The organism is Saccharomonospora sp. (assembly GCF_027317685.1).
Lineage (GTDB): Bacteria > Actinomycetota > Actinomycetes > Mycobacteriales > Pseudonocardiaceae > Saccharomonospora.
This window is the reverse complement of record NZ_DAHVQP010000064.1, coordinates 22,768-45,189: the sequence shown is the minus strand read 5'-3', so window position 1 is coordinate 45,189 and position 22,422 is coordinate 22,768. Positions and strand designations below refer to the sequence as shown.

Here is a 22,422-nt window from a genome sequence, read left to right as displayed (position 1 = left end):
CATCTGAAAGCTCGTCGACCGACTGGGGGATGCACCATGCCGAACGGCGGCGGACATCATGTCGAGCCCGCGGAGCTGCGAGGCTGCGCGGACCTGCTGGGCCAGCAGGCGGACCATCTCGCGGCCATCGGCCGCCATGCCACTGAGAAGGGCGGCGACACCAGCGGCTACACCGGACTGCTGGCCCTGCTCGCGCCCGTGGTGACCGGTGTGGTCGGCCTGTACGCCGACACACTGGACTTCGCCAGCGGCAAGATGGGCGAGGTCCGCGACAACCTTCTCACCGCGGCCGACACCTACGAAGCCCGCGACGAGGCGTCGAAGGCCGAGATGGACCGGCTGGGCAGCCTGGTCGACGGCGCCGGTGACGTGACCGTGGGGAGCGCCTGATGACGGCGGCGTACAGCGAAGTCGAGAAGCCGCTGGATCTGCTCGGCGAAGAACCCAAGCCGTCAGGCGGTTCGGTCGAGGACGCGATCAACGACGCCGGAATCCAGGTGCAGGCCGTCAACTGGGTGTGGCAGAAGGTCGTGGGCCAGGACCTCGTGTCCTCGATCATCACGCCGATCACCGGCGACTTCGAGAAGATCGGTCTCGCCGCGGCGCAGTGGGACAACGTACGTAAAGCGCTGCAGGCGGTACGCAAGAACATCAACGCCGGGGCGGAGGAGTTGCAACCGTCCTGGTCGGGCCCGGCCGCGGAGAGTTTCTCCAATCTGATCAGTGTCACCTGGACCGTGGGGCTGGAGGCCGACGCCCAGGCCGCGAGGTTGATCGGCGTAGCGCTGAGCAAGGTGGCCGACGGTTCCAAACGCGCCTGCGATCAGGCACTGAAACTGATCGAGAAGCTGGTCAACAAGCTGATCGAGGCGGCGGCGATGCTGCCGATCCCGGTGGTCGGCTGGGGCCGGGCGGTCAAACTCGTCTTCGACGGCATCCAGATCTACAACGCCATCATGGACTTGATCGAGGGCATCAAGTCCATGATCGAGGGCGCTAGTGAGGTCATCAAAGGCATCGTGGCGACGGGCACCGCACTGTCACAGTTGGGCAGTGCGGACAGCATCAGCGACGTGATGAACGTCGCAACCGACGTGCACGAAGGCGTCACCCAGATCAAGGACGGCGCGAGCCAGGTCAAGGACGGCGCGACACAGGCGTCCAGCGCGGCCGGCGATCTCCGCACCTCGACCTCCAGCGCGTCGGAGAACGCACGTGGGCTCGCCGACGAACGCGCCAGCGCGCGGGAACAGAACACCACCTCCAGCAGCAGCAACACCGACACCTCCACGTCCGGCACCGGCAACGGAAACCGACCCGGCAGAAGTAACGCGCTGCAGAACTCCGGTGGCGACGGCGAGAGCCCAGCACGGCCACAGGATCCGGAGACCACCCGCACACCGGAACAGAACCGGGTCTGCGAGAACGATCCCGTGGACGTGTCCTCCGGTGAGGTCGTGCTGAGCCAGACCGATGTCGAACTCCCCGGTGCCTTGCCGCTGGTGATCAAACGCACGCATGTGTCGTCCTACCGTGCGGGTCGCTTCTACGGCCGTTCCTGGGCGTCGACGTTCGATCAACGGCTGGAGTTCGACGACGACGGCGTCGTTTTCGTCGCCGACGACGGCATGATCCTGGTCTATCCCGAGGTCCCCGAAGACGGCGAAGTACTTCCCGTCACCGGCCCGCGGTGGCCCTTGGCCGCCACGACCGATGGCTGGTGCGTCACCGACCGCACGTCCGGTCAGATACTGCATTTCGCGGCGGGAGACAATCCCGTTCGCCGGTTGACCGCTGTCACCGATCGGAACGGCAACCGCTTCGACCTCGATCGCAATGCCATCGGCTGTGTCACCGCCGTCCGGCACAGCGGCGGTTACCACATCGAGGTCGACACCGAGCGAGACCGCATCACCGAACTGCGGCTTCGCCACAGGGCCGAGGCAGCGGCCACGACCTGTCTGGTCCGCTACCGCTACGACGATGCCGGCCTGTTGACCGAAGTGGTCAACTCGTCCGGACGGTCTTTGCGGTTCTCCTACGACGACCAGTCCCGGCTCGTCCGTTGGACCGATCGAAACGGACACTGGTACCACTACTTCTACGACGACGCCGGCCGTTGCGTCGCCAACCACAGTTCGAGCAAGTACCTCAGCGGCACGTTCGCCTACGACACCGATAACCGGATCACCCGGTTCACCGACGCTCTCGGCCACAGCACCGTTTACCAGCTCGACGCCAAGGGCAACGTCATCGCCGAGACCGACCCGCTCGGACACACCACGACCAGTGAGTGGGACGAACACAACAGACTGGTCTCCCGCACCGATCCGCTGGGCCGCACCGTCAGCTACACCTACGACGACGGCAACCTCACCAGCGTCAGCGGACCGGACGGGACACAGTCGCGCGCCGAGTACAACGAGCTGGGACTGCCCACCGTCGTGGTCGACCCCGACGGTGCGTTGTGGCGACAGTCCTACGACGACCGCGGAAACCGGGTATCGCTCACGGACCCGACCGGTGCGACGACCCGCTACTCCTACGACGAGCGGGGCAACGCGACCGCCGTCACCGACGCGCTCGGCCAGACCCGCCGTATCGACTACAACCCCGCCGGATTGCCGCTCACGGTGACAGACCCCTCGGGGGCGACACGTCGCTTCGAACGGGACCACTTCGGACGCATCACAGCGATCATCGACGAAGTGGGTGCCATCACGCGGTTCGGCTGGACCGTCGAAGGCAAACGGGCGTGGCGGACCCAGCCGGACGGCGCCACCGACCGCTGGGAATACGACGGTGAAGGCAACGAGATCGCGCACGTGGACCCCTCGGGCCTGACGAGGCGGACCAGCTACACCCAGTTCGACCTCCCCGCCTCCGTCACCGACCCGGACGGCAACACCCTCACCTACACCTACGATCCGTTGCTCCGCCTGATCGCGGTCACCAACGCACACGGCCAGACGTGGCGCTACGAACGGGACGCCGCGGGCAACGTGGTGCGCGAGATCGACTACGACGGCCGGGAGATCCGCTACTCCTACGACGAAACCGGGCAGTTGACGAGCAGGGTCAACGGCGCGGGAGAGACGACCACGTTCCGCAGGGACGCCTCCGGCCGGGTCGTCGAACGGCGCGCCCAGGACAGGGTGTCGACCTTCGAGTACGACCCGATGGGCAGGATGCTGTCCGCGACCAGTCCCGACGCCACCGTGCGCTACCAACGAGACGCGCGTGGTCGAGTACTCAGCGAGCAGATCAACGGCCGCACGGTGACGTCTCGTTACGACGCGCTGGGAAGGCGGGTCCACCGCCGCACGCCGGCCGAAATCGAGAGCACGTGGTCCTACGACGCCCGAGGGTGTCCTCGGGAACTCCGGATGGCGGACCGGGTGATCACCTTCGGTTTCGACGGGGCGGGCCGTGAGATCGAACGCCGACTCGACAACGGCGCCACGATCGCACAGCAATGGGATCGCAACGGCCGCCTGATCGACCAATCGATCTCGATCGCCGACGGAGCACCGACAGTGCCCCCGCGCTACCGGTTGCTGCAGCAACGGTTGTACCGCTACGGGCCGGACGGCTCCCCGCAGGCCGTGGACGACAAATCCACCGGCACGGTCCGGCTTCAGCTCGACAGGACCGGGCGCGTGAGGCAGGTGACCGGCCCGGACGGGCAGGAACGGTATTCCTACGACAGCGCGGGCAACATCCGGGACGCGAGCTGGCACACCCCGGGCGGTCACGGCCAACACTCGTATGCCTACGACGGCACCAGGCTGACCGCCGCGGGCAACGTCCGATACACCTACGACCAGCAGGGCCGCGTCATCGCCAAGGTGCGGCACGAAGCGGGTGGTACGGCGCTTCGGTGGCGCTACAGCTGGAACGCCGAGGACCGTCTGGAGGAGGTCGTCACACCGGACGGCTCTCGCTGGCGCTACCTCTACGACGCTCTCGGCAGGCGCGTCGCCAAGCACAAGCTCACCCCCGACGGCTCCACCGTCGTGGAGCGCACGGAGTTCGTCTGGGACGGCGTGCGGCTCGCAGAGCAGATACTCGCGGGCGTCGACGCGACGACGTGGGAATGGCATCCTCGCCGGTTCCGGCCCCTCACCCAGATCCGGCGCCGGTTGTCCCCCTCGCAACAACAGTGGGTCGGCGGCGACTTCCACGCGGTGATCACCGACGGCATCGGCACGTCGACGGAGCTGCTGGACGGCTCCGGCAACCTCGCGTGGCGCAGCCGCACCACGCTCTGGGGGAAAACGGTCATCAAGCACCACGGCACCGCGTCGACGCCGTGGCGTTTCCCCGGCCAGTACAGCGATCCGGAGACCGGGCTCCACTACAACTACCACCGCTACTACGACCCGGACACCGGACGCTACGTCTCCCCGGACCCGCTCGGGCTCAAACCTTCCCCGAATCACTACGCATATGTGGTGAACCCGCTGCGGTGGCTCGATCCGCTCGGGCTCATGAGTTGTGGTGACGACGCGGTGACCCTCTACCGCAATGTCGACGGCAGAGAGTTCGACGCGATCGCCGAAACCGGCCGCTTCGAATCCGGAGGCGGTAGTTCGGAAGGCAAGTGGTTCGCGCTCAACGGTGAACACGCCGACCGGTGGGGGGAAGTGCTCAACCAGGGCGACGGTGTGACGATGGAGACCAACGTCCCGCCGTCCGTGGTCGACGACCTGCACCGTCACCCGGGCGACAACCTGGACGGCATCGGGCCCGCCGTGTACGCCGACGCCGATCAGCTCGAGCAGATCAACCAGCAAAGCGATGGAATCAGAATCTGGGAAGGTAAAGGCGGACATGCTTGAAAACATCGAGAACCCGCTCGCCCTCGCCACCGTGACATGGCTTTCCCCCGAGCAGGGCGGGCGGCGTTCCGGTCCTCCGTCGGCCCCGGTCTATGCGTCGACGACGACGTTTCGGACCGGCGATGCGGTCGAATCGGAGCCGGGTTGGCCCGCCACCGACCCCAGAACCGTCAGCGTTCTGTTGCAACGGGTCGATTCGACGCCGCAGACCACCGAGGTCGCCAAGGTCGGCTTCCTCGCCCCCGACCTGGCTCGGCCGTACCTCCACGAAGGCGCTGAGCTGGTCATCCTGGAGGGGCCGAAGCAGGTCGCCCACGCCGTCATCACCGAGGTACTGATCGAGGACGAGCAAGCATGACGCGACTAGGCACGCGGCGCGCGCATCCTGCGCGGCCTCGCCGCGCAAGCTCAGCGGACCGCCTGTCCAGCACCCGGTGCACGAAGCGATCGCGATGATCTCTCGGACCGAACGGGCCGAGCTGTTCAAGACGGCGGGCATGACTCTGCTCGGCGAGGCGTGGGAGGTCGCGGGCGTGACGCCGGAAAACGCCACCCGTTCGGTCATACACCTGGATGTCCGACCGGACGTCCGAGTCGATCACGAGACGGCGGACAGCGTGGCAAGGACCGAGCGAATCTGGTGGGACATCGCCCGTGACGTCGGCGTGCTCACCGACGACGACGCCTTCTACCTCAGCCCCACCTGCCCGGGCGCGTTCAGGTTGCCGTGGGCCCGGGTCCGCACCGCGGTACACGGCGGGTTCCTCCGCGCGCTGTGGGCGGAATTCGGCTCACTGGAATTCGTCGCCGTCTGTCCCACCGGCTCGGCGGTGGTCGGCGTGTTCGAAGAAGAAGGCGAGAACTGGATCGTCACGTCAAGCAGTCGACCCTGACGCTCACTCGTCCCGGTGTCGACTTCGACTCGTTAGGGGTTCATCATGACCGGTCCCGATCTTTCCCGGAATCCGCAGATCGCCGCGGCGATGGCGCAGCTCGAACAAGCGGAACTCGGACTCGACCGCAGTATCAGCAAGGCCAAACAGCTGGAAACCAAGATCCCGAAGAGCGGGCTGTCTCAGCAGGACATCGAGCAGATCTCCGAACACGCCCGCAGCAAGGACGCTCCCAAGGAGCTGCGTGAGCTCCAGGCCCGGATCGACAAGGGCGATCTGTCCTGGAACGACATCGCCGCCGGCCGTTTCCTCGACGATCCGCAGGTCCGCAAGGCGCTGGAAGGCGGCGTCGAGGGCATGCGCCAGGCGTACGTGATGATCCAGGAGGGTCACGCTCTCGACGACATCATCGAACCAGGCGGCCCGCCGTCGGCGATCACGTCCGAGTCCGACTCGACTCCCAGGCCCACCCGTGAGGGTGGCGACCCGGACGACGACGACTACTTCGACGGGCCGGTGCTGCGCTGACGATCGGGCGATCCGCACGGCCACGGCGACTTCTCCGCCGCAGTCGAGGTCGAGCCGGGGCGGCTTGTCAGTGCCCGGGGCGACGAGTGTCCTGCCGCGCGGATCGCTTCCCACCGCACAGTACCGCAAGCGCCGAGGTCGGGGCGTCACTTCGAATCGACGTTGCTCAGTACTCGCCCCGGACGAGGTTGTTCGGCAACTCGCCCAACACGTACCGTTCGATCTCCGCCGCCGCGACCACATAGGAACGTCGGCGCGCATCGACCACCGCGCCACCGACGTGCGGGGTGATGACCACGTTCGGCAGTTCCCACAGCGGATGGTCGTCCGGCAGCGGCTCGGGGTCCGTGACGTCCAATGCCGCCTTCAGCCGTCCCGACTCCAATTCGGCCAGCAACGCGGCGGTGTCCACCACCGCTCCCCGAGAAGCGTTCACCAGTAAGGCCCCGTCGGGCAGGGCTCCGAGGAACTCCGCGTCGACCAGTCCCCGTGTCCGCGACGTCAGCGGCACCAGCAGCACCACGATGTCGGTGTCGGGCAACAACTCAGGCAGGTCCTCCACGCTGTAGACCTCGCCGCGGGCCGACATTCCCACCATCGTCACCCACGCGTCGAACGGCTCCAGCCTGCACCGCAGCTGGTTGCCGACATCGCCCGCGCCCACGACGAGGACCCGTTTGCCCTGGAGCGTGTCCGCGGTGAGCCGGGACCACCGCCGCGCCCTCTGCGCTTCGGCGAACTCCGGCAGTCGCCGACACCACGACAGCAACACCGCCATCACCCACTCGGCCGTACTGCCGCCGTGTGCGCCACGACAGGTGGACAACAACACACCCTCCGGAAGGGCCTCCGACCAGTCCTCCGCTCCGGCCGACAACAACTGGATCAAGCGCAGCCTGGGCATCGCGTCGAGCAAGGGGAGCACATCAGCGGCTCGGGCACCGGGGATCAGCACCTCTGCCTCGGCGGCCTCCGCGGGCAGCGGCTCGGTGAGGCCGTATCGCACCGGGCGTACCCCGGCCACCTCCGACAACGCGGTCATGCCGTCGTCGTCCGGAACGAGAACAGTGATCGTCACACATCCATAGTGGCCGATTTCTCCCGCCCCGCTTACCGGAGGTTCACGTACGACACCCTAGGCTGAGCAACTGTGCGCAGCGCAGCTCCGAGACGCTCGTGGCCAGTAGCCGTCATGGCCTGTGCCGCGCTGGGACTTGCGGGATGTGCCGAATTCGACGATTCGACCGCCGCCACCGACTGGCGCGCCGCGCCCGAACTGACGGCCGAGGCCGGGCCTCAACCACAACTTCCGGAGGCGGATTCGCCCCCCACGCCCGACGACCCGTCCACGTCGACGACCCCTTTGCCACCGCCCGACGGCTGCACCGACTACGACAAGGCGGTCATCGCCACCTGTCTCGACACCGTGTCGGCCGTGGCGGCGCTGCCCTCGGACGGCTCCAGCATCACCGCGCTCGCCGGTGAACGACGCAGCGGCCGGGTGTTCCTCGTCGGAACCGACGGAGAGCCCCGCGAGTTCGCCACCCTCGACGTCGAGGCCACCGGAGACGGCGGACTGACCGGGCTCGCCCTCTCCCCCACCTACGCCGAGGACGGTCTCGTCTTCGCCTACATCACGACCGCCACCGACAACCGGGTCGTGCGGTTCGCCGAAGGGCAGCCAGCCAAGCCCGTGCTCACCGGCATCCCGAAAGGGGCCGACAACAATAGGGGCGCCCTGTTGGCCGACGAGGACGGTTCCCTGCTGGTCGCCACCGGAGACGCCGGTGACTCCGGCGCCGCGGCCGACAGCGAGTCGCTGGCGGGCAAAGTCCTGCGCATCGACCCCTCGGGAAAGCCCGCCGAGGACAACCCGAAGGCCGGTTCGGCCGTGTACGCCAGCGGCTTGCACGCCCCCGGAGGGATGTGCCGCGCCGCGGACGGCTCCCGGCTGTGGGTCACCGACCAGGCCGAGCGAGAAGACGCGGTGCATCGCCTCGAATCCGGCGCCGAACTGACCACACCGGTATGGACGTGGAAGGACCAGCCGGGGGTCAGTGGCTGCTCGGACTGGACCGACACGCTCGCCGTGTCCACGGAAGAAGCGGGCAACGTCCAGAACCTGCCGCTCACCGAGGACGGCTCGGTCGGGGGCGAACCCCAGATCACGCTGGACGGTGAGAACGGCACCAGCTACGGCCGCATCGGCAGCCTCGATCAGGTGACGCAGGACGTCGCCATCGCGGGCACGGTCAACAAGGTCGGTGGGGAGCCGGTGTCCAGCGACGACCGCGTGGTGCTCATCGTCCGCCAGCCCGCTTCCGGTTCCGGTCGCGACTGACGGCCGCACGCACGTCGAACAAAGCGCCCACGAGCGACGCCAGCACCGCCAGGGCACCGAGATACCGACCGATCGCGGCCTCGAAGGTCACCCCGCTCACGTCGAGGAACGCACGCTGCTCCGCACCGAACTGCCAGTCGACGAACACCCAGGCCAACACCGTCGCGCAGGCGGCCACCCCGGCGGCGATCAACCACAGTTGCGGCAGACCACTCGCCCGTAGCGTGGGCCGCTGCCCGAACACCACGACGCCGATCCCGGACACGGTCACCAACAGCGGCGCCAACCAGCCGAAGAACGTCGCCTTCCACACCGAACGGGAGACGTCCTCGGTGGGCAGCTCCGCCAGCGCGGCACTCACCTCGGGGTTGGCGGAACTCAGCTGCGTCCACGGCAGGAAAAGCGACACGACGGCGAGCAGCCCGGCACCGAGGCCGAGCCACTCCCGCCATGACACCCGAGCGGGCGACCATCCCGACTTCTGGTGGTCGCGCGTCGACACGGTCAGGCGCCGACCCTTTCCAGGACCAGCTCCCGGACGCGCTTGGCGTCGGCCTGGCCTTTCGTCGCCTTCATCACCGCGCCGACGATGGCACCTGCGGCTTGCACCTTGCCGCCGCGGATCTTGTCGGCCACGTCCGGCTGAGCGGCGAGAGCCTCGTCGACGGCGGCGATGAGCGCCGAGTCGTCAGAGACCACCTTGAGACCGCGCTGCTCCACGACCTCGTCGGGTTCGCCCTCGCCGTCCAGCACGCCCTGCACGACTTCACGCGCGAGCTTGTTGGTCAACTCACCGGAGTTGACGAGCTCGATCACACGCGCCACCTGCACGGGGGTGATCGGCAGTTCGCCGAGTTCCACCTCGCGGAGGTTGGCCTGCTGGGTCAGGTACTGCACCCACCAGCTGCGGGCCTCGCCCGGCTTGGCTCCGGCCTCCACCGTCGCCGCCACGAGATCGACGGCACCGGTGTTGAACAGGTCGCGCAGTTCCTCGTCGGTGAGGTTCCACTCCTTCTGGATGCGCTTGCGGCGCTCCCACGGCAGTTCGGGCAGCGTCTTGCGCAGCTCCTCCACCCATTCGCGCGACGGCGCGACGGGCACCAGGTCCGGTTCGGGGAAGTAGCGGTAGTCCTCCGCGGCCTCCTTACGGCGGCCGGACGAGGTAGTGCCGTCAGCCTCCTGGAAGTGGCGGGTCTCCTGCGTCACGGTGCCACCCGCGGCCAACACGCCCGCCTGCCGCATCATCTCGTACCGCACGGCCCGCTCGACGCTACGCAACGAGTTGACGTTCTTCGTCTCGGTGCGGGTCCCGAACTCGGTCGCGCCCTTCGGCTTCAGCGACACGTTGGCGTCACACCGCAGCGAACCCTGGTCCATGCGCACGTCGGAGACGTCCATGGCGCGCAGCAGGTCACGCAACGCCGCCACATACGCCCGCGCGACCTCCGGCGCCCGCTCCCCCATGCCCTCGATGGGCTTGGTGACGATCTCGATGAGCGGCACGCCCGCGCGGTTGTAGTCCAGCAGCGAATGCTCGGCACCGTGGATGCGGCCCGTCGCGCCTCCGACGTGCAGCGACTTGCCGGTGTCCTCCTCCATGTGGGCCCGCTCGATGCCCACACGCACGACCTCGCCGTCGTCGAGCACCACGTCGAGGTAGCCGTCGAACGCGATCGGCTCGTCGTGCTGCGAGGTCTGGAAGTTCTTCGGCATGTCCGGATAGAAGTAGTTCTTCCGGGCGAACCGGCACCACTCGGCGATCTCGCAGTTCAGCGCCAACCCGATCCGGATGGCCGACTCGACCGCCTTGCCGTTGACCACGGGCAGCCCACCGGGAAGCCCGAGGCACGTGGGGCACACGTGCGTGTTCGGCTCGCCGCCGAACTCGTTCGGGCAGCCGCAGAACATCTTGGTCTTCGTGTTGAGCTCGACGTGCACCTCGAGCCCGAGCACCGGGTCGTAGGACTCGACGACCTCGGCATAGTCCATCAGGTCGGCAACAGTCGTCACTTCGCCGCCGCTCCCTTCAGCTCAGGCATCTTGTCCAGCACCGACCCGCGGGCCACCTCGTAGGCCGCGCCGACGCGGTACAGGCGCTCGTCGGCCAGAGCCGGCGCCATGATCTGCAACCCGACCGGCAGACCGTCGTCGGACAGGCCGCTGGGCACGCTCATCGCCGCGTTACCCGCGAGGTTCGCCGGGATGGTGCACAGATCGGCCAGATACATCGCCAGCGGATCGTCCGTGCGCTCCCCCAGACGGAACGCGGTGCTGGGGGTCGTCTGCGAGACCAGCACGTCGACCTGCTCGAAAGCGGCCGTGAAGTCGCGCGCGACCAGCGTGCGCACCTTCTGCGCCGAGCCGTAGTAAGCGTCGTAGTAGCCCGCCGACAACGCGTACGTGCCCAGCATGATGCGGAGCTTGACCTCGGGACCGAACCCGGCCTCGCGCGAAGCCGACATGACCTCTTCGGCACTGCGCTCGCCGTCGTCGGCCACCCGCAACCCGTACCGCATGGCGTCGAACCGGGCGAGGTTCGACGAGCACTCGCTCGGGGCAATCAGGTAGTACGCGGGCAGGCTGTAGGAGAAGTTCGGGCACGAGACCTCGACGACCTCCGCGCCCAGCTCCCGCAACTGCGCCACGGCCGCCTCGAACGACGCCAGCACACCGGCCTGGTAGCCCTCGCCGGACAGCTCACGCACCACACCGACCTTCACACCCGACAGGTCGCCGTTGCCGCCTTCCCTGGCCGCCTGCACCACCGAGGGAACCGGCGCGTCGATCGAGGTGGAGTCGAGCGGGTCGTGACCCGCGATGACCTCGTGCAGCAGAGCCGCGTCGAGCACCGTGCGCGCACACGGGCCGCCCTGATCCAACGACGACGAGAACGCCACCATTCCGTAGCGCGACACCCCGCCGTACGTCGGCTTGACCCCGACCGTGCCGGTGACGGAAGCGGGCTGGCGGATGGAACCACCCGTGTCCGTGCCGATGGCCAACGGCGCCTCGAACGCGGCGAGCGACGCGGCCGACCCACCACCCGAACCGCCGGGGATCCGCTCGCGATCCCACGGGTTACGAGTCGGGCCGAACGCCGAGTTCTCGGTGGACGACCCCATGGCGAACTCGTCCATGTTGGTCTTGCCGAGAATCGGCACACCCGCCTCGCGCAGCTTGCGCGTCACCGTCGCGTCGTACGGGGGAACCCAGTTCTCCAACGTCCGCGAACCGCAGGTCGTCGGCATGTCACGCGTGGTGAAGGCGTCCTTCAACGCCAGCGGCACACCCGCCAACGACGAGTCGGGCCGCTCACCGGCGGCCAGGCCGACGTCCACAGCCCGCGCCGCAGCGAGCGCGCCCTCGGCGTCGACGTGCAGGAACGCGTGGACATCGGAGTCCACCTCGGCGATCCGGTCGAGATGCGCCGTGGTCACCTCCTCGGCGGACACCTCACGCGAATGGATCTTCTCCGCCAGCTCGGCGGCGGACAGCCTCGTCAGATCGGTCACTGCTCTTCCCCAAGAATGCGCGGCACCCGGAACCTGCCGTCCTCCACAGCCGGAGCACCCGACAGCGCTTCCTGCTGGCTCAGCCCCGGCCGCACCTCGTCGTCACGGAAAGTGTTGGTCAACGGAACAGCGTGCGTCATGGGCGGAATGTCGTCGGACGCGACCTCACCGACCTTCGCCACCGCGTCCAGAATCTGGTCGAGCCGACCGGCGAAGACATCCAGTTCTTCCTCGGTGACGGCCATTCTCGCCAGCTTGGCCAAATGCGCGACCTCGTCGCGGGAAATTTTCGACACGCGGGCGACTCCCGGGGTGTTCTCGATTCTCAACTCAGACGTTGCCGATTCGGGTGTTACCCAAGGCAGTCTATGGCCTGCGGAGCCGTTCGCTCGTCTCGGGTCCAGCCCGATGGCGACTACCCACACAAGAGTCCGAACTGTCACAATCATCGGTCGGTGAACGCGCAAGCATGAGAGGTGAGGACGCTGGCCGAGGAAAGGGGTTTACGTTGTCTTTCCTGATCCGGGTCCAACTCCCGGACAGTCCCGGCACTCTCGGCGCCGTGGCCAGCGCCCTGGGCATGGCGGGAGCCGACATTCTCAGTGTCAACGTCGTCGAACGCGGCAACGGTGTCGCGATCGACGATTTCGTGGTCGAGCTTCCCGCCGGTCGATTGCCCGACACGCTCATCACCGCCGCCGAGAGCGTCGACGGGGTCGAAGTCGACGCTGTGCGGCCGTACGCGGGTGTCCTCGACACACACCGGGAACTCGAACTCGTCGAGGCGATCGCCTCCCAGCCCTCGTCCGGGTTGGAGCTGCTGGCCGACGGTGTCCCCCGGATCGTACGAGCCGGGTGGTCGATCGTCGTACAGGCCGGCGACGGTGACAACGGCGACAAAGGCGGCAACGGCATCACCCGCCTGGCGTCCTCCACCGCCGCACCCGAGGCACCGTTGGGTGAGCTGCCGTGGCTGCCGTTGGAGCACGCCACGGTGCTGGACTCCGAGGCGCCCTGGGTGCCGAAGATGTGGCGCGAGCTCGGCACCGAACTCGCCGCCACGCCCGTGGGCAGGCCCGAACGGGCGCTGCTCGTGGGCAGGCCGGGAGGTCCGATGTTCCGTGCCGCCGAGGTCGCCCGACTGGCTCATCTCGCGGGCATCGTGGCGGTGGTCCTACGGGACTGACCACCTCGGCCACGCCGTGTCCGCAGCCTGTGTAGTCGTGTCCGCAGCTCTCGTAGCCGTGTCCGCAGCCTGTGTAGTCGTGTCCCCGACTTGAGACATACCGGTCCGACGGGAAAGAACCGAACGAACGCCGCGTACCGTCATGCGCTGATGCTCCGTACCGACCCGTGCGACGACCGCGCCCGCCAGGTTCAACAGTTCCTGGCCGTTCCCGTGCTGGCCGCCGCGCTCGTGTCCGTACCCGCCGTCTTCCTCGCCACCACACCCGGCCTCACCGGCGTGATCGGCAAAGTACTCAACTGGCTGTCCCTCGCCGTGCTGGTGAGCGAGTCCGCCACGCTGCTGTGGTTCAGCGGCAGCGTGCGACTGTTCGTGCAGCGCTATCGGGCCCAACTACTGATCGTGGCGATCACCGTGCCCGCGGTGGTGTTCGTCGTCGGCCCGACACAGGTGTTGCGGCTTCTGCTGGCACTCGGGGCGTTCCGCATCTTAAGTGTGCGAAGGATTCTGCGTGCGGGCCGCGTGATCGTGCACCGGGCGGACCTCGACGGTCGGCGGGGCCGATGGGTGTTGGCCGGGATGAGCGCCGCGGCGGTGGTGTTCGCCACCATCGTCCTGGCGAACCCCGAATCAGGAAGCCGCAAAGTACTCGCGTGGGTGGTCGATCACCTGGGGGCGGGCGGAACGGCGGTGGCCGGTCTGGGGATAGCGATGATCGTCCTGGTCATCGTCGTACTGCTACGCAAAGACACTCGCGGCTGACCCGCCGTCACAGATCCTTGACGTACGCCATCAACAAAAGGCCCGAATCGGTGTGCCAGTCACGAGAGGGCGCGCGGGTGAACCCGAGCCGTTCGTAGAGCCGGTGCGCCGTCGTCATGCTGGTGAGGCTGCACAACACCATGCGCGACGCGCCGCGTTCGTGGGCGAGGTCGAGCGCCGCTCTGGTCAGCGCCTCCCCCACGCCCCGTCGTCGTGCATGCGGCGCCACCGCCACCATTCGTAACTCGGCCTCGCCGTCCTCGCACATCTCCACCAACGCGGATCCGGGCTCGGCCAGGGTGGCCGTACCCAACAGGGAACCCTCCCCGTCCACGGCGACGAGGAGTTCCGCGTGCTCGGCCCGGCGTGCCGTGTCCCGAAGTGATCGCGAGTACCGTCGGCCGTCCTCGTGATCGAGGTGACCGCTCGCCCGATACGCGGCCACCGTCAGCTCCCCCACCTCGGGAAGTTCCTCGGGACGAGCCGCGCGCACCTGGATATCACTCACGATGTCGTCCTCCCTCGTCCTCGGGCTTCTTGGTTTCCTCGGACATCTCGGTCACCGCTAAGGGCATGGGTGTACGCCGGCTGCGAACACACGTGCACAAAGTGCGGACACGACGACACAGGCTGCGGACACGATGTCAGTCGTCGGTTTTCTCGGCCACCTCCGCGGCGGCCTCCGGGCCGCGCTCCAGCAGCACCCGGAAACCTTCCTCGTCGAGCACGGGGACCTTCAACTGCACGGCCTTGTCGTACTTCGAGCCGGGCGCATCGCCCACCACCACGAACGCCGTCTTCTTGGACACCGAACCGGCCGCCTTGCCGCCGCGCGCCATGATGGCTTCCTTGGCCTCGTCCCGGGAGAACTCGCGCAGCGTACCGGTGACCACGATGGAAAGCCCCTCCAGATTCCGAGGGATCGACGTGTCGCGCTCGGCCTCCATGCGCACTCCCGCACGACGCCACTTCTCCACAACCTCGCGGTGCCAATCGACCGCGAACCACTCGCGAACGGCCTTGGCGATGGTGGGTCCGACACCGTCGACCTCGGCCAGCCGTTCCTCGTCGGCCGCATCGATCGCGTCGATGGAACCGAACTCGCGCGCGAGCGCCTGCGCGGCCGTGGGGCCGACGTGCCGGATCGACAAGCCCACCAACACCTTCCACAGCGGACGGTCCTTGGCGGTGGCGAGGTTGTCCAACAGGCGCCGACCGTTGGCGGACAACTGTCCCGACTTGGTGACGAAGAAGTCGACCCGCAGAAGCTTTTCCTCGTCGAGGTCGAACACATCGCCCTCATCGGTGATCACACCGGACTGCAGCAGGGCGCCCGCCGCTTCGTAACCGAGGACCTCGATGTCGAAAGCGCCGCGTCCGGCGAGATGGAACAACCGCTCCCGCAACTGCGCGGGACACGACCGCGCGTTCGGGCAACGGATGTCGACGTCGCCCTCCTTCTCGTACGCCAGCCGCGTACCGCACTCCGGGCAGTGGGTGGGCATCACGAACTCGCGTTCGGACCCGGTGCGCACGTCCACGACCGGACCGAGCACCTCGGGGATCACGTCCCCGGCCTTGCGGATCACCACCCGGTCACCGATGAGCACGCCTTTGCGTTTCACCTCCTCGGCGTTGTGCAGGGTCGCCATCGCCACCGTGGACCCGGCGACCTTCACCGGCTCCATGACCGCGTACGGCGTGACACGTCCGGTGCGGCCGACATTCACCCGGATGTCGAGCAGTGTCGTGTTGGCCTCCTCCGGCGGGTACTTGTAGGCGACCGACCACCGGGGCGCGCGGGACGTAGTGCCGAGCCTGCGTTGCAACGACACGTCGTCGACCTTGACGACGACGCCGTCGATCTCGTAGCTCGCATCGTGTCGGTGCTCGTCCCAGTAGCGGATGAACTCGATCAGCCGCTCGGTGGAATCGATCACCTTGCTGTACGGCGAGACGGGCAGTCCCCACGCCGCGAGCGCCTCGTACGACTCGGACTGCCGCGCGGGTTCGAAGCCGACGCGCTTGCCCAGCCCGTGACAGACCAACCGCAACGGCCGACTGCGCGTGACCTTGGGGTCCTTCTGCCGCAACGACCCGGCGGCGGCGTTACGCGGGTTGGCGAACGGGGCCTTGCCTGCCTCCACGAGCGCGGCGTTGAGGTCGGCGAACTCCTCCACCCGGAAATACACCTCGCCGCGCACCTCGACCACCTCCGGCACGGGGAAGCGGTCGGTCGCCGTCAGCCGCTCGGGCACGTCCTGCACCGTGCGCACGTTGAGGGTGACGTCCTCGCCCGTCCTGCCGTCGCCCCGGGTGAGGGCGCGGGTGAGTCTGCCGTTCTCGTACAGCAGGTTGACCGCGAGCCCGTCGACCTTCAGCTCGCACAGATACCGCGTGCTGCCGCCGATCTCCCGCTCGACCCGATCGATCCACGTCCTCAACTCGTCGAGGTCGAAGACGTTGTCGAGGCTGAACATGCGCTCCAGGTGGTCGTGTGCGTTGAACTCCGTGGAGAACGTGCCGCCGACGCTCTGGGTGGGTGAGTCGGGCGCAACGAGCGCGGGGTGTTCGGCCTCCAGCCGCTCCAGCTCGCGCACCAACCGGTCGAACTCGCCGTCGGAGATCGTGGGGGCGTCCAGCACGTAGTAACGGAACTGGTGCCCGCGGATCTCCTCGACCAGCGCACCGTGCCGTTCCCGCACTTCCGCGGGAACGTCCTGGATGTCCTCGACGTGTGCGGCCTCCGCCGTCGCCTCTCGGTCGCTCTCGGCGACCGAGGCCAGTTCTTCGCTCGCCGTCAGGTCCTCGCTGCTCACGACGAGCAGCCTAGTCAGCCCCACCGACATCGCCGGTCAGACCGCGCACCAGGTCGCGGAGTTCACCGAGGCTGATGGTGCCCTGTGGCTCGACGGTCGCCGTCTCCACGCGCCGCAGCCGCTCACCCGCGAGCCGCTCACCCAGGGTGGCGTCGAGCGGCAGGAACGTCAGGGCGGTGCGCTCGGACTCGGCGAGGTCGGGGAACTCGGGGTGATACACGGCCACGTCGACGACACCCTCGTCCTCGTCCACCTGGGCGACCACGCGCACGTCGGCGAAGTTCAGCCGACGTGTCCCCAGGTTCACGGTGACCCCCGCCGGATCGGGTACGGGGGGAACGGAGTCGTGGTACTCCCAGATCGCGTCGTCGGGCGGCGCGGCGGCCTTCCACGCGTCGGTGTAGGGACGCAGCGCGGGGTCCTCCTGCCCACTGATCACGAGCGCGTAGAGGGCGCGCCGACCACGTTCGAGGGAGAACTGGAGGTTCGGGTGCACGCGCGCCACCGCGTCGCACAACAGTGTCTCGGCCGCCTGTGGATTGCCTTCACCGAGCGCGGAGCTGACATCGGGCAGCACGTCCTGCCAGTGGCGCCAGAATTCGGCGGCCGCGGTCTCCGGGTCGGACGGCACGGGTTGCTCGGGCCACGGGGTGCGCGGGTCGGGTGAGTCGGGCACCCCCTCGGATGTGCCGGACTCGTTTCCTGTGCGCTGCCGGGGACGTCGGCGGAACAGTCGCATGTTCGCCACTACTACCAGTCTTCGGGCGGGTCGATGAACGCTTTGCCGAGATCCCGGGTCAGCGACAGCGCCTTACGCAACCACTCCCCCGTGGCGCCGGCGAGTCCACACGCGGGAGTGGGCACGACACGTTCGGCGAGGGTGGAACGGGCGAACCCGAGCCTGTCCACGAGGTCGAACGCCGGACGTGCCAGCCGTTTCAACTCGGGCCGCTCGGCGGGGGCGTGGCCGGGGACGAGCCCCAGCAGGAACGTGACCTCGGCGTCGTAGGCCTCGCCGATCTCGTCGAGCAGCTTGCCCGGGGCACCGTCGAGCAGGGTCGCGTCGAACGAGATGGCGTCGGCGCCCGCCGACCGCAGGAGCCCGACGGGAGGGCGGTGGGCACAACAGTGCACGACGACGGGACAGCCCGTGGCGGAACGGGCGGCATCGACGACACCGGCGAGGATCTCCCGTGCCCGCGGCTCGGACACCGCGGCCACGGTGCCGTAACCGGAGGGCGTGGGCAACGACCCGGCCAACACGTCCGGCAGAGTGGGTTCGTCGAGCTGGACCACCACGCGGGCGCCGGTGCGCTCGGCCAGCTCGGCCACGTGGGCGGCCAGACCTTCGGCCAGTGAGTCGGTGAAGTCCCGCAGCGCGCCGTGGTCGGTGAGCACCCGGTGCCCCCGCACCAGTTCGACACCGGCCGCCAGGGTCCACGGCCCGGCGAGCTGTGTCTTCACCACCGAGGGAGCGCTTCGTTCGGCCTCCTCACCGAAAGCGTCGACGTCCCAGCGCAACAGGTCCACGGCACGCCGATGGTGACGTCCCGGCTTCGCGGTGACGCGGTAACCCGACGGCACGACCTCCACGGCGAGATCCACGAGCAGCGCGGCGGTGCGGCCGATCACGTCGGCGCCCACGCCGCGGTCGGGGAGTTCGGGAAGGTGCGGGAATTCGGGGAGTTCACCGAACACGACAGCGGCAGCCTCTCCCGTGTCGGTGCCCGGCATCGAGCCGATCCCCGTGGCCGCGCCTGTCGGCCACGGAAGCCGTGTCCCGTCTGTCTCACCACTGGTCACGCTCTCGATTGTGCCGCCGCCCACCCGCCCGGGCAGTGGCGGGTCCACCCGGTTCACCACCCGAATCGCCGGTCGCCGCGGCGGGTCGGTGTGCCGTACCTTCGAAGTGTCCACGGTGCTTCGCACAAAAACGCGCTGTGCGAAAGGAAGCAGGGGAGGTGAGTCACGTGAGAGTGGCGCTGGCGCAGACCGACTGCCGACTCGGCGACGTGGAGGGCAACCTGGCCGACGCCGAACGCATCGTCAAGGAGGCGGCCGAACAGAAGGCCGACCTGGTCGTGTTCCCGGAGTTGAGTCTCACCGGCTACGCGTTGGGGCAACTCGCCGACGACATCTCGTTGTGGCCGGACGATCCACGTCTTGCCACCTTGTCGCGGCACGGTCCGGACGTGGTGATCGGGCTGCTGGAGGACGGCCGTATCCGCAGGCACAACTCGGCCCTGTACCTGTCCGGCGGCGAACTCGTGCACAACCATCGCAAGCTGTACCTGCCGAACTACCTCGTCTGGGAGGAACGCAAGCACGCCAATCCCGGGCAGCACATGCGAGCGTTCGACACCCGGCACGGCAGGTTCGCCACGCTGGTCTGCAACGACGCCTGGCAGCCGATGTTGCCGTGGCTGGCCGCCCAGGACGGCGCGGAGCTGCTCATCGTCCCGGCCAACAGCGCGGCGAAGCCGACCGGCGGTTCGTTCGAACCGGCCGAGTACTGGCACGACCTGCTCACGTTCACCGCGCGCATGCAGCAGTGCTGGGTGGTGTTCGTCAACAGGGTGGGCCACGAGGCCGGGGTCCGTTTCTGGGGCGGCTCTCGGGTGCTCGACCCGTGGGGGTCCGTGGTCGCCTCCGCCCCCGATTGGGAGGAGTCGCTCACGGTGGTCGACGTGGACCTCGACACGGTGCGCAAGCGGCGTCGCGAGATCCCGTTGCTGGCCGACGCGCGGATGGGTCTGTTGCGGCGCGAGCTGGAACGGCTGATCAACGAGAGCGGCGACGACTGACGGCCGACAAAGGATGAGCAAGCGCTCAGTGAGGTAGCTCTCACCGACCTCCTGTTCACAGCGGGAACCTGGTCTCATCACCGCATGCAACCGCTCGAGGAAGGTGTTCGGCCCTGGACCGAGCCGGGGATCTACCAGGTGGTCCCCGGCGTCTACCGCATCCCGCTGCCGATGCCGAACGACGGCCTGAAAGCGGTCAACGTCTACGCGCTGACCGACGGTGACTCGCTGGTGCTGGTCGACTCGGGCTGGGACCGACCCGAGGCCCACGCCCAGCTGGAAGCCGCGTTGGCCGGCCTCGGCGCGGGACTGGGCGATGTCCGAGAGTTCCTCGTCACGCACGTCCATCAGGACCACTACACGTTGGCGGTGGCTGTGCGTCGGAAACACGGCACGCCGATCGCGCTGGGCGAGCGGGAGAACGCGACGCTGACCGCCCTGACCGAGCCGGGCCGGGTGCCGATGGCCGACCAACTGCCGCTGCTGAGCAGGGCGGGCGGCCGACCCGTGCTCGAGGCGCTGATCGAGGCGTTCGGGTCCGCACCGTCAAACTCGGAGCGGGATCCGTGGGAGGAGCCCGACGAGTGGTTGGCCCCCGGACAACGCGCCGTGCCGGGCGGTCGACACCTCGACGTGGTCCACACCCCCGGGCACACGGCGGGACACGTCGTGTTCGCCGACGCCGAAGCGGGCCTGCTGTTCACCGGTGACCACGTGCTGCCGCACATCACCCCGTCCGTGGGCTTGCACGCGGCGCCCGTCGAGCTGCCCCTGCGGGACTTTCTCGACTCGTTGCGGCTGGTCCGCTCGATGCCGGACGCCCGCATGCTCCCCGCACACGGTCCCGTCTCCCCCAGCGTGCACGCCAGAGTGGACGAGCTGCTGCGCCACCACGACCGGAGGCTCGACGAGATCGCGGCGACCGTGGCCGACGGTGCGCACACAGCGTACGAGGTCGCGCTGCGACTCACCTGGACCCGCCGCGCACGGACTCTGACCGAATTGGACCCCTTCAACCAGGCGCTGGCGGTCCTGGAGGTCGCCACGCACCTGGATCTGCTCGTGACTCGGGAAGCGGTGACCGCCACCGACGAAGACGGTCTACGTCACTACGCCCTCTGAGCCCTCTGAACCCTCTGAACCTTCTGAGTCCTCTGAGTCCTCTGAGCGCCCCTCGGACGGCCGCCCGGCGGGAGCGAATCGTTCCCTCAGTCGCCGCTTGAGGATCTTTCCGGACGCATTGCGCGGCAGCTCGTCGACGAAGTGCACGGCCTTTGGCACCTTGAAGCTCGACAGCGACTTCCTGGCGTGGTCGATCAACTCGTCGGCGTCGACGTCGTCGACGTCGCCTTCGGGGCCCTTGGGAACGACGACGGCGGTGACGGCTTCGATCCACTTGTCGTCGGGCAGACCCACCACCGCCACCTCCGCCACCTTGGGATGCGTGTAGAGGGCGTCTTCGACCTCTCGCGAAGCCACGAGCACACCACCGGTGTTGATGACGTCCTTGATGCGGTCCACGACGTAGAGGTAGCCCTCGGCGTCGATCCGCACCAGATCGCCGGAGTGGAACCAGCCGTCGCGGAACGCCTCCTCGGTCTCCTCGGGCTTGTTCCAATACCCCGTCGCCAACTGCGGCGACCGATACACCACCTCGCCCTGCTCACCGGGTGCCACATCGTTGCCGTCGGGATCCACCACCCGCAGTTCCACGAACAACGCGGGTCTGCCCGCCGAATCGGGGCGCTCGTCGTGTTCCTCGGGGCGGAGTACGGCGGCCAGCGGTGCGATCTCGGACTGCCCGAAACAGTTGTAGAAACCCAACCGCGGCATCGCTTCGCGCAGGCGGTTCAGCACCGGCACCGGCATGATGGACGCGCCGTAGTACGCCTTGCGCAGCGCCGACAGGTCGTAGCTTTCGAAGTCGGCGTGGTTGGCCAACGCCACCCACAGCGTCGGCGCCGCGAAGAACGCGCCATGCCGGTCGGCGGCGAGCCTGCGCAGAACCTCGGTCGGGTCCGGTGTCTCCAACACCGTGTTCGTGGCGCCCACAGCCAGCCAGGGCAGAAGGAACACGTGCATCTGCGCGCTGTGGTACAGCGGCATGACATGCAGTGGCGCGTCGTCGGCCGACAGGTCGAGATCCACGATGCAGGACAGGTACTCGTGCACCAGCGCCCGATGCGTCATCATCGCGCCCTTGGGCCGCGACGTGGTTCCCGAGGTGTAGAGCAACTGGGCCAGGTCGGTGTCGGAGACCTCGACGTCCAGCTCGGACACCTCGTCTTCGCGGCCCTCGCGTGCCGCGTCGAGCAGGCTGTCGTCGGCGTCACGCAACGCCACCACCCGCTCCAGGTCCACTCGTGCGTCGCCGATGGCGTCCGCCAGGCCGGGGTCGGAAAGCGCGATGCGACTACCGGACTGCTCCAGCAGGTATGCCAGTTCGGCACCGGTCAGGTTGTAGTTCACGGGCACGTGGACCAACCCGGCGCGGGCACACGCGAGGAACCCGAGCAGGTAGGCGTCGGAGTTCTTCCCGTAGGCGGCCACCCTGTCACCGTGTCGCAGTCCGAGCGACAACAGGTGCGCGGCCGCGCGGGTCACGGCGGCGTCGAGCTCACCGTAGGTCCACTCCCGATCGCCGAACCGCACGGCGATGCGGCGTGGGTGTCGTGCGGCGCTGCGGCGCACGATGTCGGCGACGGTGCTGGAACGGACAGCGGTCATCGGCGTCCT

General features: G+C 68.3%; 20 protein-coding genes. 10 read left to right on the top strand and 10 right to left on the bottom strand.

Annotated elements, in window-relative coordinates; translation table 11 throughout:
- The first annotated feature begins 36 nt into the window (after positions 1 to 36).
- The 5 genes from M7H19_RS07830 to M7H19_RS07810 all read left to right on the top strand — a co-directional run bounded on the left by M7H19_RS07830 (position 37) and on the right by M7H19_RS07810 (position 6,262).
- Positions 37 to 390 (top strand): type VII secretion target, encoded by a 354-nt coding sequence (locus M7H19_RS07830; protein WP_298178913.1) that lies wholly within the window; start codon positions 37 to 39, stop codon positions 388 to 390.
- Positions 390 to 4,841, top strand: coding sequence for an RHS repeat-associated core domain-containing protein (locus M7H19_RS07825; protein WP_298178911.1), 4,452 nt, complete (start codon positions 390 to 392; stop codon positions 4,839 to 4,841). Before M7H19_RS07830 ends, M7H19_RS07825 begins: the two co-directional genes overlap by 1 nt.
- The gene (locus M7H19_RS07820; RefSeq protein WP_298178908.1) at positions 4,834 to 5,199 is read left to right on the top strand and encodes a hypothetical protein; all 366 of its coding nucleotides are present in this window, start codon (positions 4,834 to 4,836) and stop codon (positions 5,197 to 5,199) included. The genes M7H19_RS07825 and M7H19_RS07820 overlap by 8 nt, the downstream gene beginning before the upstream one ends.
- 94 nt (positions 5,200 to 5,293) lie before the next feature.
- A complete protein-coding gene (locus M7H19_RS07815; RefSeq protein WP_298178906.1) occupies positions 5,294 to 5,734 on the top strand; it encodes a hypothetical protein in 441 nt (146 codons plus the stop codon).
- A 45-nt stretch (positions 5,735 to 5,779) separates the two neighbouring features.
- On the top strand, positions 5,780 to 6,262 hold the full coding sequence (locus M7H19_RS07810) for a hypothetical protein (protein WP_298178904.1): 483 nt from the start codon (positions 5,780 to 5,782) through the stop codon (positions 6,260 to 6,262).
- A gap of 166 nt (positions 6,263 to 6,428) precedes the next feature.
- Here M7H19_RS07810 and M7H19_RS07805 read toward each other — a convergent pair whose 3' ends face one another.
- Positions 6,429 to 7,340, bottom strand: coding sequence for a 2-hydroxyacid dehydrogenase (locus M7H19_RS07805; RefSeq protein ID WP_298178900.1), 912 nt, complete (start codon positions 7,338 to 7,340; stop codon positions 6,429 to 6,431).
- Between the two features lie 114 nt (positions 7,341 to 7,454).
- Between M7H19_RS07805 and M7H19_RS07800 the strand changes: the two genes are divergently transcribed.
- The gene (locus M7H19_RS07800) at positions 7,455 to 8,603 is read left to right on the top strand and encodes a PQQ-dependent sugar dehydrogenase (protein WP_298178899.1); all 1,149 of its coding nucleotides are present in this window, start codon (positions 7,455 to 7,457) and stop codon (positions 8,601 to 8,603) included.
- Here M7H19_RS07800 and M7H19_RS07795 read toward each other — a convergent pair.
- Genes M7H19_RS07795 through gatC form a run of 4 tightly spaced genes read right to left on the bottom strand, consistent with a single transcriptional unit; the run spans position 8,563 to position 12,411 of the window.
- Complete coding sequence (locus M7H19_RS07795) at positions 8,563 to 9,105, bottom strand: hypothetical protein (RefSeq protein ID WP_298178896.1); 543 nt, start codon at positions 9,103 to 9,105, stop codon at positions 8,563 to 8,565. The genes M7H19_RS07800 and M7H19_RS07795 overlap by 41 nt on opposite strands.
- Positions 9,106 to 9,107: 2 nt before the next feature.
- Positions 9,108 to 10,613 carry an Asp-tRNA(Asn)/Glu-tRNA(Gln) amidotransferase subunit GatB gene (gene gatB, locus M7H19_RS07790; RefSeq protein WP_298178894.1) on the bottom strand — a complete coding sequence of 502 codons (1,506 nt, stop codon included), beginning with the start codon at positions 10,611 to 10,613 and terminating at the stop codon, positions 9,108 to 9,110.
- Positions 10,610 to 12,115 (bottom strand): Asp-tRNA(Asn)/Glu-tRNA(Gln) amidotransferase subunit GatA, encoded by a 1,506-nt coding sequence (gene gatA, locus M7H19_RS07785; RefSeq protein WP_298178892.1) that lies wholly within the window; start codon positions 12,113 to 12,115, stop codon positions 10,610 to 10,612. The genes gatB and gatA overlap by 4 nt, the downstream gene beginning before the upstream one ends.
- Complete coding sequence (gatC, locus tag M7H19_RS07780; RefSeq protein WP_298178889.1) at positions 12,112 to 12,411, bottom strand: Asp-tRNA(Asn)/Glu-tRNA(Gln) amidotransferase subunit GatC; 300 nt, start codon at positions 12,409 to 12,411, stop codon at positions 12,112 to 12,114. The genes gatA and gatC overlap by 4 nt, the downstream gene beginning before the upstream one ends.
- Before the next feature lie 212 nt (positions 12,412 to 12,623).
- On the opposite strand from gatC, the gene M7H19_RS07775 reads away from it, so the two are divergent.
- The gene (locus tag M7H19_RS07775) at positions 12,624 to 13,301 is read left to right on the top strand and encodes an ACT domain-containing protein (protein ID WP_298178886.1); all 678 of its coding nucleotides are present in this window, start codon (positions 12,624 to 12,626) and stop codon (positions 13,299 to 13,301) included.
- A gap of 150 nt (positions 13,302 to 13,451) precedes the next feature.
- Positions 13,452 to 14,063, top strand: coding sequence for a hypothetical protein (locus M7H19_RS07770; RefSeq protein WP_298178884.1), 612 nt, complete (start codon positions 13,452 to 13,454; stop codon positions 14,061 to 14,063).
- A 7-nt stretch (positions 14,064 to 14,070) separates the two neighbouring features.
- On the opposite strand, the gene M7H19_RS07765 is transcribed toward M7H19_RS07770, so the two are convergent.
- From M7H19_RS07765 to M7H19_RS07750, 4 genes are all read right to left on the bottom strand, one after another.
- Entirely contained in the window at positions 14,071 to 14,571 is a 501-nt protein-coding gene (locus M7H19_RS07765) for a GNAT family N-acetyltransferase (RefSeq protein WP_298178881.1), read from the bottom strand.
- 136 nt (positions 14,572 to 14,707) lie between these two features.
- The gene (ligA, locus tag M7H19_RS07760; protein ID WP_298178879.1) at positions 14,708 to 16,882 is read right to left on the bottom strand and encodes an NAD-dependent DNA ligase LigA; all 2,175 of its coding nucleotides are present in this window, start codon (positions 16,880 to 16,882) and stop codon (positions 14,708 to 14,710) included.
- A 10-nt stretch (positions 16,883 to 16,892) separates the two neighbouring features.
- Positions 16,893 to 17,630 (bottom strand): hypothetical protein, encoded by a 738-nt coding sequence (locus tag M7H19_RS07755; RefSeq protein ID WP_298178877.1) that lies wholly within the window; start codon positions 17,628 to 17,630, stop codon positions 16,893 to 16,895.
- A 2-nt stretch (positions 17,631 to 17,632) separates the two neighbouring features.
- Positions 17,633 to 18,685 (bottom strand): methionine synthase, encoded by a 1,053-nt coding sequence (locus M7H19_RS07750; protein ID WP_298178875.1) that lies wholly within the window; start codon positions 18,683 to 18,685, stop codon positions 17,633 to 17,635.
- Positions 18,686 to 18,852: 167 nt separating this feature from the next.
- Here M7H19_RS07750 and M7H19_RS07745 point away from each other — a divergent pair, with 167 nt between their 5' ends.
- Together M7H19_RS07745 and M7H19_RS07740 are read left to right on the top strand one after the other, a co-directional pair.
- Positions 18,853 to 19,686 (top strand): nitrilase-related carbon-nitrogen hydrolase, encoded by an 834-nt coding sequence (locus M7H19_RS07745; protein WP_298178985.1) that lies wholly within the window; start codon positions 18,853 to 18,855, stop codon positions 19,684 to 19,686.
- An 84-nt stretch (positions 19,687 to 19,770) separates the two neighbouring features.
- Positions 19,771 to 20,808: an MBL fold metallo-hydrolase gene (locus tag M7H19_RS07740; protein ID WP_298178872.1), complete on the top strand. Its 1,038-nt coding sequence runs from the start codon at positions 19,771 to 19,773 to the stop codon at positions 20,806 to 20,808.
- Here the strand turns inward: M7H19_RS07740 and M7H19_RS07735 are convergent.
- On the bottom strand, positions 20,788 to 22,413 hold the full coding sequence (locus tag M7H19_RS07735; RefSeq protein ID WP_298178869.1) for an acyl-CoA synthetase: 1,626 nt from the start codon (positions 22,411 to 22,413) through the stop codon (positions 20,788 to 20,790). The genes M7H19_RS07740 and M7H19_RS07735 overlap by 21 nt on opposite strands.
- Positions 22,414 to 22,422 lie beyond the last annotated feature (9 nt).